This window comes from Pseudomonas sp. 21LCFQ02, from assembly GCF_024129895.2.
Taxonomy (GTDB): Bacteria; Pseudomonadota; Gammaproteobacteria; order Pseudomonadales; family Pseudomonadaceae; genus Aquipseudomonas.
In genome coordinates this window covers 5,080,310-5,093,356 of record NZ_CM178749.1, presented here as the reverse complement: position 1 = coordinate 5,093,356, position 13,047 = coordinate 5,080,310, and the positions used below count along the sequence as shown (strand labels likewise).

The following is a 13,047-nucleotide window of genomic DNA, read 5'->3' as shown; positions in this document are numbered from 1 at the left end:
ATCGTGGCAATGGCCTCCACCAGGAAAGGGGTCGGGTATGGATCAGACCTTATCCCTATAAGAAATGACTGTGAAAGTCTTTTTCGCTCTAAGCTAATTATGAAAAATGGTTATCTATTGATTTTTTAATAATCAGATATTTGTATGTCTTTGGGTTGGCTATCTGCCATGCGTCATCTGTGTCCGTTGCTCAGACTCAGTCCACGACGCGCAGCCAGGGCCAGCGTGCCTGGTAGCTGCTGGCCTTGTTGGCAAACAGTTCCGCTTCGGCATTCAGTGGGTTGATGCGCAGCAGTCCCTGGTCGATATCGTCCAGCCCGTAAGGCGCATAGAGTTCGCCGCTGTCGAGTTCAAGCCCTACGCAGGTCCCGGCGATCAGGTAACGATCAATACCGTCGCGGGTAGATTGCAACTGTGGATAAGGCCTGGCGAAATGCTCGCCGTACCAGAGATGAACCCGGGCCTGGTTCTTGAATTCGATGGTTGCATCAAGATCCTTGAACAGAATTCCGGCTCGCTGAATCACCGCGTCTTCGGCGTCCCACGACAGGTCTGTGTCGAAGTAGAACACGTCGTAGTCCTTGATTCCCCAGCCCGGCGCCAGCCCTGAGCGCTGATTCCACACGGCCTGGAACAGACAACCGGCAACCAATGCGCATTGCTCCAGACCCAGTTCGGGCAAGCGCCGGATCAGCTCGGCATTCACCGGATCGTTTGAGGCTATGGCTATCAGTTGCTGGTGGGTCAAAGACATGCGTGTTCTCGGTTGGTGTGGATCAGCCGAGGTTACCCGAGATTGCAGTCAACGGATGTGGGAGGCCGCTCTGCGGCGACTGCTGCGGCACGAACGAGGGAGATAGTCCGGTCATGCTGGCTCTGTCATTCGCTCGCCGTGCGAGTCCATTTGGCGAGGCATTGTCATGGGGGAAGCAGAGACTTTTGCCGCACGCATAAAAAACCCGCCGAAGCGGGTTCTTTGTCCATACCGTTCCAACTCCCTGTCAGCAGTATCCTTTCACGGTCGATCATCCTTGATCCTGGTGAGCTTCCTGTTCACCAGTGGTTGGATCCAAATATAGGCGTGTCGGCCATGCAGGCAAATGGCAATTGTTCGCTATCCTGTGTAAGCCTTTTGCTATATCGACAGTTTTTTGGTCTGCACGTCTAACGGACGGCATGTTGCTGAGTATCCGGCAAGCTGCAGGTAAAGGACTCAGCGTTCTGCATATCGCCCTGGCCGCTGTAGCGGGCTTCGAGCGGGTAGGGGCACAGCGGCCGGCTGCGGCCGGGGAAGGCGTTGCCGGTGGCGATCAACTGCTGCGGTGGTGTGTTGTGGTCTTGCCAGTCTTGCAAGGCCTGTAACGGATCGAAGTTGTCCAGCGCCGGGCCATCGCCGCAGTGCGCCATACCCGGCACCATGAACAGCCGTGCCCACTGGCCGAGCGGTTGCTGGCCGCCGTTGTCACGCGCCAGACGGTGCCAGTAATGACGCAGGTCGTTGGCCGAGAATACCGGGTCACTGTTGCCGTGGATCACGATCAGCTTGCCGCCATTGGCGATGAAGCTCGACAGCTGAGTGCCGGTCGGGTCGTTGATGGCGCCGGTTTCTGCCACGGCGGCGGCTGCCTGGTCGAAGTCCACTTCAGCCAGGGTCAGGTTGGGGTTGGGCGGGGTCATGAAGTAATAGCCCAGCGAGTTGGGCGTCAGGGTGGCGTTGCGCGCATTGGGCTGGCCGGTTTGCGAGGTGCCCAGCTTCCAGGCTCGCCAGCCATCGCTGGCAATCCCGGCATCCCACGGCCAGTTGGCGTACAAGCTGCGGCCCTGGCTGTCTTTGGCGCCGTCGAACACCGTGCGCAAAGCCTGGACCTTGGCGGCCGACAGGCACTGGCCCTGGCCGTCAGCGGTGCATTGCAGGTCAGCGGGGTCGAAGCGGCACTGGCTCATGGCATCAATGCTGCCGTCGCGGGCACCGTCCAGCGCATCGCAGCGTTCCAGCACCTTGCGGCTGACTAGGCTCATGTCGTCACGGGTCAGGGATTGGGCGAGGATCGGCTCACCGGCAGCGGTGCGCGGTGCTGCAGCTTCCAGAGCGCGGGTGTCCCAGGCCTGTGCCACGGCGGCGCGCGACAGGCGCAGACCGGGGTTGCCGGCAATGATGCCGTCGAACTCGGTCGGGAAGCGTTGCGCGGCCATTAACGCCGCCCGCCCGCCATTGGAGCAGCCCATGAACACACTGTGCTCGGGGCCACGCCCGTAATGCTCGGCCAGCAGCTGTTTGGCCTGGCGGGTTACCTGGCCGATGGCCGCGTAGGCGTAGTCCAGCCGCGCCTGCTGGTCGAGGCCGAAACGCGCATCACTGCTGTCTTTGCCCGCATGCCCGGAATCGGTGGCCACCACCGCATAGCCACGGTTGAGCGCGGGCAGGGCGCTGGCGCCGCGAAACGGAATGGCGCCCAGCGCCTGGTTCACCACCCCGTCCATGCCGCCACCGCCCTGGAACAGAAAGCGGCCGTTCCAGTCCTGCGGCATGCGCAGCTCGAAGCGAATGCCGTACGCCTGGCCGTCGCTGCCCTGACGCGGGTTGATCAGCCCCTCAACCAGGCAATGGGCCGGCATCGCGGCTTTGGACAGGGCCTGGCCGGTCAGTGCGGCGCGGCCGGGGTTGGCTTTGGGGATTTCACCGGCGGGCACATTGAGGGTCTTGAGCAGTTGCACCTGCGGATCGTTACTGGCGAGCCCGGCGCAGGCGTCGCTGGCCGCCTGAGCGACAACCGGAAAAGCGAAAAGCGGCAGGCTGCAGAAGGTAAGGCGAGTAACCAATGACATTAAGAATTCCCTTTGCTTGTTGTGGTAGTTGGGAAAGACGAGCTATAAAGTTAATAGTATTAACTAAATGCCCGGTCAAGCTTTTCCTTACCTACAACAACAAAATGGAGTTTCTCCATGCGTCATCCCATCGTTCTGTCGCTTGCCTTGCTTGCCGTCCATCAAGCCCATGCCGCTGAAAGCGCGCCACCGCGCAGCGAGCTGGTTTATGAGGCCATCGTCGATATTGAACCTGCGGTCAGCCTTGGCCAGGGACCGCTGGGCGAGCGGCGCATGGTGCCGATTGCTGGCGGTGAGTTTCACGGTAAAGGCCTGGCCGGCAAGGTGCTGGCGGGCGGCGCTGACCGGCAGTTGATCCGCAGCGACGGCGTGCGCGAGCTGGACGCGATCTACGAGATGCAGACCGACGACGGGGTGATCCTCAGCGTGCGCAATCAGGTGCTGGTGCGCGGCGAAGGCGCCGAGCGCTATGCGTTTTCGCGCATCACCGTCGATGCGCCCAAAGGCCGTTACGAGTGGCTTAACCAGTCACTGTTCATCGGCACCCTGACCAGCCTGCGACCGGCGCGCAATGCGGTGTCGATCAAGGCTTACCGGATTTACTGAACCCCTCAGTCGTCGCGGGTCAGCACTTCCAGCAGTTCGATCTCAAAGGTCAGATCCGAGCCTGGCGGGATACTGCCGACCTTGCGGTCGCCATAACCCAGCGCCGCCGGCACCCGCAGTTTGCGCTTGCCGCCGACGCGCATGCCCATCAGGCCTTGATCCCAGCCCTTGATGACCCGACCGGTGCCGATCACACACTGAAACGGCTTGCCGCGTTCGGCGGATGAGTCGAACACCGTGCCGTCGGCCAGCCAGCCGGTGTAGTGCGTGGTGATCAGGGCGCCCTTGACCACGGCCTTGCCGTCGCCTTCATGCAGGTCGGTGATTTGCAGGGTATCGCTCATGCGGGTGCTCGTTATGAACAAAGAAAGGGCGGGCTTTTTCGCAGGAAACGCCCTGCGGCGCAAGTGGCCGTCTGCCGCTCGTCGGCTGCGCTGCACTTCATTACCGGCGGCTTTCTCTGACCTGTATGCGCAGACGTTCTGTGCCCAGACAGGAGAGCCATCATGACCATCGAACACAACGGACCGCAAAGTGCATATCCGGACCCTGCGGAAAGGGTCGCTGATACCGGGGAAGGGCATGGTTCTGGCCTGGAGCAGACCGCTTCCGAGCCGCATCAGGGCGTTGATGAACATGGTGCTGAAAAAAGGCCCGTCGACTGGAGTCCACCGCCCGGCAATCCAGGCTCGGATCAGGACGCCCAGACCCAGCGCAGAAATGGCGGTGCCGATACCGATAGCCAGATCGATGCGCAGTAGATGCCATGTCAAGTGACGCAGATGCGACCGATCAGAGTGCTGACCACGCGGCTACGCTGCCTGTTGATCAGCCGCTGGAGCCTGCACCTCTTGATCTGCCCGACGCTGATCCTTAGTGGCCCGGTGACCCTGACCGGTTACCGGCCACCGATGAGCCAGCTATTGCGGATCTTGAGGAGCTAGCCCCGGACTCGCTACCGTCCTCTCATCATGAATCGTCAACCGGATAGGTATTCCTGAGGCACAGGTGATAGTGGCAGAATGGGTTCCTACTCTAATAAAAACCACCAAGGAACGCTCATGGCCGCTCTCGATAATTCCCAGTCCATAACCGCCCTGTATGTGGCCGCCTTCGGACGCGCCCCTGATCAAGGCGGGCTGGCTTATTGGAATGCGCAGATGGATGCAGGTTTGACCTTCGATGAGGTCATTAGCAGTTTTTTGCTCAGTAAAGAAGCGACTTTGATGGTCGGGCCTGACATCGCTGATCAGGGGCTGTTGAATAGCCTGTACCAGAACGCGTTGAGTCGCTCCCCCGATATTGGGGGTGGCCAGTATTGGCAGGGGCGTCTGGATAGTTTGCAGGACCGCGCCGTCATGATTCACGAGTTTATCGATGCGATCGTGAATGGCACCGGCAGTGACCAGCAACTGCTGCAAAACAAGCTTGAGGTCGGTCAGAAGTTCGCGGCGTCAGTGTCTGGAAACAATCTTGTCTACGCCAAGGCAATGTTGACCTACGTCACCAGTGACGCAGGCTCACTGACCGTGGCACAGGCGATCAATAATTACTTTGATAATCCCGTCGTTGCGCCAGCAACGCCTAAAGCGATCAGTTTTGAAGGCCGTACGCTGGGCGCTTTTTCAACGGACGATACAACGCTGGCTACCTTTACGGTCGGCTCAGGAGATGAGTGGGACATCCCGAATTCGTTCAATCAGATCAAGCTCGACGTGAATGGCACCCGCTTGAAGATATACGCCGACATGCCTGTGGGGGCCTCGATTCAGTTGGGGGGCACGACCTTGAGCATCGTAGATGCCAATAATGTGTTCAAAGACTTTAAGGATGTAAACGTCCTCAACGTCGGCGATGGTGCGACACGAAGCATTTTCACCGTGACTGACAAGGACACGGTGACAATTGATATATCTGGCATTGCGATCACTAGCACCGGATTTGAGTTTTCGATTCTGGGCTGATACCACTTCTGCTCAATCAGGCCCGCAGGGCGCTGCATTCGCCAGCAGAACTGCCTCCCACAGTTTTGTGTCGAGCATTGGTTTTGTGCTTACTCGGCACCTTGTGGGAGGGTGCTCTGCTCGCGAGCAGGTCAGTAAAATCACTGCATCTGCTGCGAATCTGCTGGCCTGTTGGTCGGTAGCCGGAGCGCCGGCCGGCCACTCTCTCCACGCTAATGGACCCGTATTGGCCCGGTAGCATCAAAGATCGTACTGCACGCTCAACAGCACGGTGCGTGGGTCGTTGATCACGTAGTGCGAGGTGTTGCTCGCCGCTGAATAGCTCACCCCTTGCGGATAGGCGCGGTCGAGGATGTTTTTCACCGAAACCGTGGTGGTCCAGTGCCCGTCGCCGCTGCTGTAGCTGGTGGCCGCATTCCAGAAGCCCTGGGCCGGCACCTCGTAGATGTCGGCGTTGAGCGGGTTGGCGTATGAGCGGGTCTGGTATTGATAATCGGTGCTGGCCACCAGCGCGCCGGGCAGGTTCACCGGCACCGTCCAGCTCAGGCCCAGGCTGGCGTTCCATTTGGGGGCGAAGATCATTTCCTTGCCGTCGGCACTTACCCCCGGACCACTGGCATTCTGGAAGTCGTCGTACTGGCTTTTCAGGTAACCGAGGTTAGCGGTCAGGCGCAGGTCGCGGGTCAGCAGTGCGGTGTTTTCCAGTTCTACACCACAGGTGTGGGCGCTGCCGACGTTGGTGCGCAGGTTGGCGCTGATCGCCGGGTCCCAGGCGTTGGTCTGCAGGTCGTCATAATCGTTGTAAAAGAACGCGAGGTTGCTGCGCAGGCGGCCGTCGGCAAAGTCGCCCTTGAAGCCGATTTCGTAAGTGGTGACGTTTTCCGGGTCAAAGCCCTGTTCAGCCGCTACCCGGGTCGGGGCGCGGTTGTCGAAGCCGCCGGCCTTGAAGCCGCGGGCGACATATCCGTACTGGATCAGATCATCGGTCCAGGCGTATTCCAGACCAATTTTAGGGCTGACTGAAGACCACGACTCGCTGGGTTCGGCACTGAAGTTGATGCCGGTGATTTGCCGCGCCGGGGTAATGGCGTAGTTCTGGTAATCGAAGTTCTTGTGCTCGTAGGTGTAGCGCAGCCCGGTGGTCAGCGACAGGCGCGGGGTCAGCTTGTAATTGCTCTGGCCATACAGCGCGTAGCTTTCGGTGTCTGTGGTGCTGTACTGGCCGCTGGCGTTGACCCGGTCGGTCGCTACCGAGTAGGTCAGGCTGTCGCGCTCGGCACGAAAGCGCTCTTTATAAAGGAACAGGCCCAGGGTGTAGCTGAAGCGGTCATAGTCACCATTGAGTTGGAACTCCTGGGTCGCATAACGCTGCTTGTAGGTGATCAGGTTGTTCTGGATCGGCGAGGCATTGCCGCTATTGGCTTTACCGGAGTTGTCGTAGTCCACCGGCTGGTCGAACTCGGACCAGGCGGTGACCGACTTGAACTTGAGGTTATCGTCGATGCTGTAGATCGCCCGCAGCACGGCGCTGCCCTGGTCGAGCTTGTTCTTCGGCGTCAGGCTGTTGTAGGTGGTGAACTTGTCATAGTGCTCGTTGGCCACGTTGAATGGCGTGTAGCTGGTGGTATCGCCACGGTCGACGGTGGCGGCCAGGGTCAGTTGCACATCCCACGGCGATTGGTCCGGCGCCCAGCGCAGCTTGCCGCGATAACTCTGGATGTCGACGTTATTGACGTCCTTGTCGGTGGTGCGGTTGTGCACGGTGCCGTCGCGGGTCAGGCGAATCGCCGAGAAGCTGCCATACAGGGTGTTGTCCACCAGCGGGCCACTGACCAGCAGGCGAGCGTTACGCGCGTCATAGTTGCCGGCGCCCAGCTCGAAGAAACCACGGCTGCTCTGGTCGGGGTCACGGGTGATGACCCGGATCGCCCCGGCCGCGCTATTGCGGCCGTACAGCGTGCCTTGCGGGCCACGCAACACCTCGACCCGTTCCACATCGTTGAAGTCCAGCATCGATGAAATGGCGCGGGGGATGTACAGGTCATCGGCATACACCGCAACAGCCGCTTCCTGGATCGGGTCGGTCTCGCCGATCCCGCGGATCCCGTAGGTCTGTGCGCTGTAGGAAATCGACTGACGCGGCAGGGTCAGGTTCGGCACCCGGCCAGACAGGTCACGCACGTTGTTGATTTGCTGGTCCTGCAAGGTGGTCTGGTCAAAGGCGCTGATCGCCACCGGGGTTTTTTGCAGGTTTTCTTCGCGGTGTTCGGCGGTGACCGTCACCGTGGGCAAACGGTCTTCTTCGGTAGCACTGGCCAGCGCCGGGACGCCCAGAGTCATGGCCAGCAGCAGCGGTTGCAAAGGATAAGGGATGTTGGGCATTGATACGTTTCCTGTCATGCAGCGATCGGGGTCGTGATGTCGGAAACTGCTGAGCGGCGGGCACTGGAAAGTCGGCGGCAGTTCGCCCGCCCCACACGCGGCAACAGAAGTCCATGGCCTCCGCCATGTCGTGGGGTCGGGTTGGATAAAAGATATGCTTTTTAAAAAAGCCGAGGAAAGCATATTTGGCTATAAGCTAATCATGCTTTTTAAGAATTATTATCGGTTTTAATATTAATTAAGCTGATTTAATTCGTGCTGCTTCCGATACCTGCTGCATCAGTCTGCGCTGGAATTTTCTCCGGCTGCTGATAAAACCGCCACGACCGTGGTCTGATAGCCATCTGTATCCATCCAGGCAAGCTCGATCATGACTGACACATCTTCCTGCGCAACGCCTCAACTGCTCGCTGACCCGACCCTGACCACCGCCTGGGATCTGCTGCGCGACCCGCAACAGCCCCTGCCAGTAGCCGACCGTGGCGCGCCATGGGCCGGCGGCTGGAGCCTGGGCCGGCCGCCGGGCATCACGCCGGCGCAATGGCCGCTGAGTCCGGTCTACGGTTACCCGTTGCGCCACGCCTTCACGCTGCATGTGCCGGCGCAGTATCGCGGCCAGGGTGAGCGGTTCGTGGCGTTGAGCCTGTTCGTCGATGACCAGTTCGAAGAGCTGGAGTCCAGTGAGGCTATCGAAGCATTCTTTGCCGCACCTCTGGCTGACGAACCACCGGCTGATGCGCATCTGCTGCCGTTCTGGACCCATCGGCAGGCGCGCCACCCAAAGCAGTTCGACATGAGTGACATTCTCGGCACCCATTACGCGGCGATCTGGCTGACCCAGGCCGAGTTTGACGCGGCGTTGTGTGAGCCGCCGGCACTGAGCGGCAATCCGCTGCTGGGCAAGGCGCCACGTTGGCTTGAGCACAGCTATTTCGAATACCTGGGGTATGAAAAAGTGCGTAACCCAGGCACCGATGCTTATGAGTGGCTGCCCGGTGAGGGGCGGGAGGCGGGTATCGACACTGCCTTTGCCATCCGCGCCGAACAGCGCGAGGACGACCCGAATGTCGGCAAGCCGCCACGCGAGTGGGATGAGGAGTGCAAGGACAGCGGTTACATCCAGGGTTTCAGTGATGCCGGTACGGCGCAGAATCTGGAGCGCTGGCATGCCCGCAATCACCTTGGCGGGACCATGTTCCCGGTGCAGGGCTACCCGGAGTTCGGCCCGCGCTATCTGGAGATCGAAGAGGATTTCGGCGGCTTCAATTTCGGTAGCGGCAACGGCCAAATCGACCTGGTGAAGATGGAGCTGGACTGGGCCTGCTGACCCGCAGCAGACCCGGCCCGTTACTGTTCGCCTCGATACTGTTTTATTAGATGTGTGGGAGCTGGCTTGCTGGCGAAGGCGGCGGCACATTCGCAGCAGATGCTGTGACTTTCCTGGCCCTTTCGTCGGAATGCCGCCCAGACCAAGGTCGCTCCCACAGAGATCAGTAGTTGGCCTGACGTTCAGGCCGCGCTAAAGGTCTTGTGCGGGTCGATGACGAATTTCTTCGGCACGCCTGCATCGAACTCGCCGTAGCCAGCCGGTGCGTGATCCAGGCTGATCACCTGCACGCCAACGATTTCAGCGATGTTCAGACGGTCCCACATGATCGCCTGCATCAGCTGGCGGTTGTACTTCATGGTCGGAGTCTGACCGGTGTGGAAGCTGTGCGACTTGGCCCAGCCCAGGCCGAAGCGGATGCTCAGGGCGCCGTTTTTGGCCGCCGCGTCTACTGCACCCGGATCTTCGGTCACGTACAGGCCCGGAATACCGATCTTGCCCGCCACGCGAGTCACCTGCATCAACGAGTTAAGCACCGTGGCCGGCGCCTCGTGCTTGGCACCTTCATGGCCGTGGCCACGGGCTTCGAAGCCCACGGCGTCGATCGCGCAGTCCACTTCCGGCTCGCCCAGCAGCGCGGCGATCTGTTCATGCAGCGGGGTGTCGGTCGACAGGTCGGCGATTTCAAAGCCCTGGGCCTTGGCATGCGCCAGACGCGCAGGGTTCAGGTCACCGACGATCACCACGGCAGCGCCGAGCAGGCGCGCCGAAGCGGCAGCGGCCAGACCCACAGGGCCGGCGCCGGCGACATAGACCGTGCTGCCTGGGCCAACGCCAGCGGTCACCGCACCGTGGAAGCCGGTAGGCAGAATGTCCGACAGGCAGGTCAGGTCACGGATCTTTTCCATGGCCTTGTCGCGGTTCGGCAGTTTCAGCAGGTTGAAGTCGGCGTAGGGCACCAGCACGTACTCGGCCTGGCCACCGGTCCAGTCGCCCATGTCAACGTAACCGTAAGCACCGCCCGGACGCGCCGGGTTGACGGTCAGGCACACGCCGGTGTGCATCTCTTTGCACGAGCGGCAACGACCGCACGCCACGTTGAACGGCACCGAGACCAGGTCACCGATTTTCAGGCTCTCGACGTCCGAGCCTTTCTCGATCACTTCACCGGTGATCTCGTGGCCCAATACCAGGCCGATCTGCGCCGTGGTACGGCCACGCACCATGTGTTGGTCGGAACCACAGATGTTGGTGGCGACCACCTTGAGGATCACACCGTGCTCGATCTTCTTGCCGCGCGGGTCCTGCATTTTCGGGTAATCGATGTTCTGGACTTCGACCTTGCCGGCCCCCAGGTACACCACGCCTCTGTTGCCTGTACTCATTGCTACTTCTCCTTTTACAAAAACTGCGGGCGATGCAAATCAATCGTTGAGAAAGCTGCTCTCGAACGGGTAATGGGTCAGCACTTCACAGCCGGTCTCGGTCACCAGCAACTGGTTCTCCAGCTTGATACCGTCCTTGCCGCCAACCTCGCCGATATAGGCCTCCACGCACAGCGCCATGCCCGTCTCCAGCTCGCCGGCATAGCCGTGCGACTCAAAATCCTCGGGGTAGCGGATGCAGGGGTATTCGTCACACAGGCCCACGCCGTGGAACATCACCCCGTAACGCTGGGCGCGGCAGCTCTCGGGCAGGCGATGACCCTGGGCGGTCAGCTCGGCGAAGCTGACGCCGGGGCGCACCATCTGGGTGTTGACGCTGATGTGTTGATGGGCGATGCGGTACAGGCGTTTTTGCTCGGCGCTCGGCTCCAGGTCGCCGCAGATCCAACTGCGCGACATGTCCACGCACATGCCGTACACGCCGATCAGATCGGTGTCGAAGCTCAGCAGGTCGCCATCGCTCAGTACCCGTGGCCCCGATTCCTGATACCAGGGATTGGTGCGCGGGCCGGAGCTGAGAATCCGGGTTTCGATCCACTCGCCGCCGCGGCGGATATTGCCGGCATGCAGCGCGGCCCAGACGTCGTTCTCGGTGGCGCCGGCGCGCATCGCCAGGCGCATCTCGGCGATAGATGCTTCGCAGGACGCCACCGCGCAGCGCATGGCGAGGATCTCGTCCGGGCCTTTGATGACTCGTGCCAGTTCGGTGACTTGCTGGCCGCTGTGCACTTCGATGCCCAGTGCATCGAGGGCACGCAGGCCGGCCACCTCAATGCGGTCCACAGCCAGGCGGCGGTTGGAGCCTGCGTGGTTGCGCAGCAGTTCATTGATTTGCCCGGCGAAGCGTTTAGCGTGCAGGTCGGTGTGCTCGCCGGTTTCGAAGTAGAAAAACGACGCGCCGCTGCGCAGTTCGCTGATCAGCGGCAGGTGCCTTGAAAGATGATCGCAACCGTGAAAATCCCACAGCACCACATGGCCGCTGGCCGCGACGAAGCAGGCACGGGCCGGGTTGTGAGTGGTCCACAGTTGCATGTTGGTGGTGTCGGTGGCGTAGCGAATGTTCAGCGGGTCGAACAGCAGGATGCCGGCCAGATCGCGCTTGATCAGTTGCTCGCGAATGCGTTGCAGGCGGTACTCGCGCATGGCTGCCAGGTTCGGCGCCTGCAGGCCCAGGGCATCCCACTCGGCGAAGGCCAGCGGGGTCGGGCCGATCTCGACCCGGTCGTTGTGGTTTTCCGAGCCGTCGGGTTTGAACGGGCTGTCGGTAACGCGGCCCGGCTCGATACGCCGGGCGTGGTGCGCGATGGAGAAGGGTGAGGTCATCATGGCTGGACTTTCCTTGTTCTTGTAATGCCAGTCGTCAAAAGCTTCGCTGGCAAGCCGGCTGCCACCGGACAGGGGCAGCCGACTTGCCAGCGAACGGTTTACGGCTTCTTGGCGGCGTCCCGGGCGGCCTGCAGCCAGGCGTCGAAGTCGGCACGGTGTGCGGTGATCCATTCCTGCGTGTGGCGACGGATGTCTGCCGCTTTGTTTTCGCCGTTCTGCATCTTCAGGTTCTGCGCGCTTTCGTCGGCGGCGCTGATCTGCACCAGCGACAGGAACTTCAGCGCCGCCGGGTTCTTCTCGGCGAACTTGCGGTTCAGGACGGCTTCGACCTTGTCCACGGCAAAGCCGAGGTTTTTGCCTTGGTACTGGGTGTTGACGCTGTTATCGCCGCCCGGCAGGTCGGTCTTGGGCACTTCAAGCCAGACCACGTCTTTGCCCTCGACCAGCACACCGGCCACCCATTGCGGGGTCCAGGTGTAATACAGCACCGGCTTGCCGGCCTTGGCGCGGGTGATGGTGTCGGCCATCAGGGCGAAGTAGGAGCCCTGGTTGACATGCACGGTCTTGTCCAGCTCGTACGCCTTCATGTGGTGGGCGATCACCAGCTCGCAGCCCCAGCCGGGGTTGCAGCCGGTCAGGTCAGCCTTGCCATCGCCATCCACATCGAACAGCTTGGCAATTTCCGGTTTCTTCAGGTCGGTGATGTACTTGATGTTGTAGGCATCGGCGGTTTTCTTGTCGATCAGGTAACCCTGCAATACGCCCGGCAGAATGTCGCCTGCCTTGATCATCGCCGCGTCGCCACCGGCCTTCTGATAAAAGCTGGCATGCAACTTGTCCCACAGGTTGACGCTGAAGTCGGCATCGCCGAAGCCAACCGCCAGGACCATGGTGGCGTATTCGGTTTCTTTGGGTTTCTGGACGTTGTAGCCCAGCTCGCGCAGACCCGCGATGGCGATTTCACCGCGAAAGCGTTCTTCATCGACGGTCGGAAAGGCCGGGGTGATCTTCACGCCTTCGCCCGGTTTTTCGAAGCTCGCCGCGCTGGCGCCTGTCGCCATGCCCAGTGACACGACCGCCAGCGCGACGGCGCAGGCACATTGGCTAAAGCGCTGGGATATCTTGAATTCAAACATCGTGGCATACCTTCTTCTGGTTGTTATTCAAGTAC

At 60.8% G+C, this 13,047-nt stretch carries 12 protein-coding genes; 5 read left to right on the top strand and 7 right to left on the bottom strand.

The genetic code is table 11. The features are described 5' to 3' along the window. Nucleotides 1–196: 196 nt before the first annotated feature. On the bottom strand, nt 197–754 hold the full coding sequence (locus NJC40_RS23010; RefSeq protein WP_253142449.1) for a nucleotidyltransferase family protein: 558 nt from the start codon (nt 752–754) through the stop codon (nt 197–199). A gap of 410 nt (nt 755–1,164) precedes the next feature. Further along, entirely contained in the window at nt 1,165–2,826 is a 1,662-nt protein-coding gene (locus NJC40_RS23005; protein WP_253142448.1) for a tannase/feruloyl esterase family alpha/beta hydrolase, read from the bottom strand. 117 nt (nt 2,827–2,943) lie between these two features. On the opposite strand from NJC40_RS23005, the gene NJC40_RS23000 reads away from it, so the two are divergent. Continuing rightward, on the top strand, nt 2,944–3,432 hold the full coding sequence (locus NJC40_RS23000; RefSeq protein WP_253142447.1) for a DUF3237 domain-containing protein: 489 nt from the start codon (nt 2,944–2,946) through the stop codon (nt 3,430–3,432). A 5-nt stretch (nt 3,433–3,437) separates the two neighbouring features. Here the strand turns inward: NJC40_RS23000 and NJC40_RS22995 are convergent, their stop codons facing one another. Continuing rightward, nucleotides 3,438–3,776, bottom strand: a complete 339-nt coding sequence (locus tag NJC40_RS22995; RefSeq protein ID WP_045492236.1) for an FKBP-type peptidyl-prolyl cis-trans isomerase — start codon at nt 3,774–3,776, stop codon at nt 3,438–3,440. 162 nt (nt 3,777–3,938) lie between these two features. Here NJC40_RS22995 and NJC40_RS22990 point away from each other — a divergent pair, with 162 nt between their 5' ends. The 3 genes from NJC40_RS22990 to NJC40_RS22980 all read left to right on the top strand — a co-directional run bounded on the left by NJC40_RS22990 (nt 3,939) and on the right by NJC40_RS22980 (nt 5,396). Beyond that, the gene (locus NJC40_RS22990; protein WP_045492235.1) at nt 3,939–4,193 is read left to right on the top strand and encodes a hypothetical protein; all 255 of its coding nucleotides are present in this window, start codon (nt 3,939–3,941) and stop codon (nt 4,191–4,193) included. 21 nt (nt 4,194–4,214) lie between these two features. Continuing rightward, the gene (locus NJC40_RS22985) at nt 4,215–4,376 is read left to right on the top strand and encodes a hypothetical protein (RefSeq protein ID WP_253142446.1); all 162 of its coding nucleotides are present in this window, start codon (nt 4,215–4,217) and stop codon (nt 4,374–4,376) included. Between the two features lie 117 nt (nt 4,377–4,493). Beyond that, a complete protein-coding gene (locus NJC40_RS22980) occupies nt 4,494–5,396 on the top strand; it encodes a DUF4214 domain-containing protein (protein WP_253142445.1) in 903 nt (300 codons plus the stop codon). 240 nt (nt 5,397–5,636) lie between these two features. Here the strand turns inward: NJC40_RS22980 and NJC40_RS22975 are convergent, their stop codons facing one another. Beyond that, a complete protein-coding gene (locus tag NJC40_RS22975; protein ID WP_253142444.1) occupies nt 5,637–7,778 on the bottom strand; it encodes a TonB-dependent receptor in 2,142 nt (713 codons plus the stop codon). A 370-nt stretch (nt 7,779–8,148) separates the two neighbouring features. Between NJC40_RS22975 and NJC40_RS22970 the strand changes: the two genes are divergently transcribed. Then, the gene (locus NJC40_RS22970) at nt 8,149–9,105 is read left to right on the top strand and encodes a hypothetical protein (RefSeq protein WP_253142443.1); all 957 of its coding nucleotides are present in this window, start codon (nt 8,149–8,151) and stop codon (nt 9,103–9,105) included. 182 nt (nt 9,106–9,287) lie between these two features. Here the strand turns inward: NJC40_RS22970 and fdhA are convergent, their stop codons facing one another. The 3 genes from fdhA to proX form a co-directional block, all read right to left on the bottom strand. After that, nucleotides 9,288–10,490 (bottom strand): formaldehyde dehydrogenase, glutathione-independent, encoded by a 1,203-nt coding sequence (gene fdhA, locus NJC40_RS22965; protein ID WP_492180415.1) that lies wholly within the window; start codon nt 10,488–10,490, stop codon nt 9,288–9,290. A 39-nt stretch (nt 10,491–10,529) separates the two neighbouring features. Beyond that, nucleotides 10,530–11,876, bottom strand: a complete 1,347-nt coding sequence (gene dddP, locus NJC40_RS22960; RefSeq protein ID WP_253142571.1) for a dimethylsulfonioproprionate lyase DddP — start codon at nt 11,874–11,876, stop codon at nt 10,530–10,532. A gap of 98 nt (nt 11,877–11,974) precedes the next feature. Then, nucleotides 11,975–13,012, bottom strand: a complete 1,038-nt coding sequence (gene proX, locus NJC40_RS22955; protein ID WP_253142570.1) for a glycine betaine/L-proline ABC transporter substrate-binding protein ProX — start codon at nt 13,010–13,012, stop codon at nt 11,975–11,977. Nucleotides 13,013–13,047: the final 35 nt, after the last annotated feature.

Coding starts and splice junctions, on each gene's coding strand:
- NJC40_RS23010 (WP_253142449.1), bottom strand. CDS start 754: ATGTCTTTGACCCACCAGCAACTGATAGCCATAGCCTCAAACGATCCG.
- NJC40_RS23005 (WP_253142448.1), bottom strand. CDS start 2,826: ATGTCATTGGTTACTCGCCTTACCTTCTGCAGCCTGCCGCTTTTCGCT.
- NJC40_RS23000 (WP_253142447.1), top strand. CDS start 2,944: ATGCGTCATCCCATCGTTCTGTCGCTTGCCTTGCTTGCCGTCCATCAA.
- NJC40_RS22995 (WP_045492236.1), bottom strand. CDS start 3,776: ATGAGCGATACCCTGCAAATCACCGACCTGCATGAAGGCGACGGCAAG.
- NJC40_RS22990 (WP_045492235.1), top strand. CDS start 3,939: ATGACCATCGAACACAACGGACCGCAAAGTGCATATCCGGACCCTGCG.
- NJC40_RS22985 (WP_253142446.1), top strand. CDS start 4,215: ATGCGACCGATCAGAGTGCTGACCACGCGGCTACGCTGCCTGTTGATC.
- NJC40_RS22980 (WP_253142445.1), top strand. CDS start 4,494: ATGGCCGCTCTCGATAATTCCCAGTCCATAACCGCCCTGTATGTGGCC.
- NJC40_RS22975 (WP_253142444.1), bottom strand. CDS start 7,778: ATGCCCAACATCCCTTATCCTTTGCAACCGCTGCTGCTGGCCATGACT.
- NJC40_RS22970 (WP_253142443.1), top strand. CDS start 8,149: ATGACTGACACATCTTCCTGCGCAACGCCTCAACTGCTCGCTGACCCG.
- fdhA (WP_492180415.1), bottom strand. CDS start 10,490: ATGAGTACAGGCAACAGAGGCGTGGTGTACCTGGGGGCCGGCAAGGTC.
- dddP (WP_253142571.1), bottom strand. CDS start 11,876: ATGATGACCTCACCCTTCTCCATCGCGCACCACGCCCGGCGTATCGAG.
- proX (WP_253142570.1), bottom strand. CDS start 13,012: ATGTTTGAATTCAAGATATCCCAGCGCTTTAGCCAATGTGCCTGCGCC.